Raw genomic sequence first — 1600 nt, forward strand, 5'->3', positions numbered from 1 at the left:
CTGCTCCCGTCCTCGCGCGTGAACGTTTGGGAGCCCGTCCGCACCTTCGCCTCCCCGACGGCCGTCCCCCCCAGATTCCCCGCCCAGTCCGACCGGCTGGCCGGGTCCAGAAACCGGTTCGTCGTCTTCAGCGAGCCCCGGAAGCTCAGCGTCATCGTCGAGTTGCCCGCCCGGTGGTGATACTCCGACGACGCGTCCACCGTCTCCAAAGAACCCAGCCAGTTGTACCCCTGATGCTCCGGCGTCTCCCGTGTGGCCGTCTCGTCAAATGTCGACGTCATCGATCGCGACGAACGCGTCCCCGTCCCCAGCGACTCTGACGACAGCGTCCCCGAACGACTGTCCGTCATGTAACCGGTCGTCGTCGATTCCGTCCGTCGAACGTCTGTCTTGGGGATCACGATCGCCGCCAGCCGGGCGAGCAAACGTGAGCCTGAAGAACGAATGCCCCATCCCGGAGGGACTTGGGTGTCCCGCCCGGCGAGTTAATTGCGAGCCAAAGAGGTTGTGTCGATGGGGACGAACGGAAGGGCAAATCGGATGAACGACTGGATGTCAAGGCCGTCCGGAAGAAATAACGACCATTCAGATCACGCGGAAATGACAGCGGAAAAGCTTGGTTTTCAAGGATTTTTATTCATTATTTCGGCACGTGCCAATTGGATAATTCCACCAAATGCGCGCCGGCGGCGGTCAAAGCCCATCGCAAGCTGCCCCATTGAAATGGTATTTCATTGATCTGGATATTGATCTCAATGAGCGAGGACGACACAAGCGGCGCCGACCACCATCTCCATTGACGATCTTCATGAGGACTGAGGAACCAATAGAGCCAGGCTTTGACTGTCCAGATTTCTTGGGTTGATGAAAAAACTTGAACTTCTTCCTTGAAAGGGGTTGCCTCCAAAAACCACCCCGGGAGCGCCTCGGTCCAGAATAGACGGTCAATTAAAAAATGGGCCGGCTCCAAATCATCATCAAATGGATGATTTGCAACGTACTGTATAACGGTCAATAAAAGAGTTTTTGTCTTCGCCAGAACATCGACAGCATTGCCTTGGCATGCGACACTAATGACAACCAGCATCGTATCACGAGATGGCAGATTGTCTCTGAGATCATTGCATAATCGCAAGATTTCGTCCCCATCATCAATCATGATGATAACCTGTGATTCTTTCCCGATGCCTCCAACAGTTCGCCGGTCGATTTTGGCAAGCATTCGTCAGAAGCTAACAAATCTAAGAGCCTCTAACTTTATGAATTGCAAAAATAGTTAAAGCAGATAAGGCTGAGGCCGAGATTCAACAGAGCCAGTTGCATCTCTTGGGTCTTCTCGGTCACGACCCTCAGCTTGCGAAAGTTGTGCAGCCAGCCAATCGTCCGCTCCACCACCCACCGGACTTTGCCCAACCCGCTGCCATGAGGCGTCCGGCGTTTCGCGAGCTTCGGCTCGATGTCCCGCTCCCGCAACTCGTCCCGCAACGCTTCCGCGTCATACGCCCGGTCCCCGTACAGCTCCCCGGGCCGCCCGCCCGGCCCTTCATCTTCCCCCTCGGGGTCGAGCGGGCCGGCCGAGTCAACCAACGGCAGCGTCCCG

The 1600-nt window shown here is 56.4% G+C and carries 3 protein-coding genes; all 3 read right to left on the reverse strand.

Going from position 1 to position 1600, the window contains the following annotated elements; all coding sequences use genetic code 11:
• Nucleotides 1-281, reverse strand: a 281-nt coding sequence (locus tag BGIM_RS65385) for a hypothetical protein (protein ID WP_162136357.1), incomplete at its 3' end; no start/stop codon positions are given.
• Between the two features lie 359 nt (nucleotides 282-640).
• Nucleotides 641-1222, reverse strand: a complete 582-nt coding sequence (locus BGIM_RS0144920; protein WP_020476116.1) for a hypothetical protein — start codon at nucleotides 1220-1222, stop codon at nucleotides 641-643.
• A gap of 35 nt (nucleotides 1223-1257) precedes the next feature.
• Nucleotides 1258-1600: transposase (locus tag BGIM_RS56030; protein WP_020476117.1), on the reverse strand; the 343-nt coding region annotated here is incomplete at its 5' end.

It is taken from the genome of Zavarzinella formosa DSM 19928, from assembly GCF_000255705.1.
In the GTDB taxonomy this organism is placed as follows: domain Bacteria; phylum Planctomycetota; class Planctomycetia; order Gemmatales; family Gemmataceae; genus Zavarzinella; species Zavarzinella formosa.

Excerpts from the sequence above, each read along its gene's own strand:
- BGIM_RS0144920 (WP_020476116.1), bottom strand. The coding sequence starts at position 1,222 with ATGCTTGCCAAAATCGACCGGCGAACTGTTGGAGGCATCGGGAAAGAA.